Source organism: Lederbergia sp. B243.17 (assembly GCF_057657925.1).
Genome location: NZ_JBWBKF010000032.1, coordinates 1 through 303 on the forward strand (window position 1 = coordinate 1; position 303 = coordinate 303).

Genomic DNA, 303 nt, shown 5'->3' on the forward strand with positions numbered 1-303 from the left:
CTGCAAGCGACAGCCGAAGCCGCCTTTCAACCTTCCTCCATGCAGAGGAAGAAATTATCCGGTATTAGCTCCGGTTTCCCGAAGTTATCCCAGGCTTGCAGGCAGGTTGCCCACGTGTTACTCACCCGTCCGCCGCTAACATCAGGGAGCAAGCTCCCATCCGTTCGCTCGACTTGCATGTATTAGGCACGCCGCCAGCGTTCGTCCTGAGCCAGGATCAAACTCTCATTAAAGTTTGTTAGCTCATTTGCTGGTCTTGCTTAAAAGTAAATCATTGACGTTTGTTTCGTTCAGTTTTCAAGG

At 50.8% G+C, this 303-nt stretch carries 1 rRNA gene; it reads right to left on the minus strand.

The window, feature by feature from the left end:
- Positions 1–233, minus strand: a 16S ribosomal RNA gene (locus AC0TWI_RS04865); the annotation flags it as partial.
- Between the last annotated feature and the right edge of the window lie 70 nt (positions 234–303).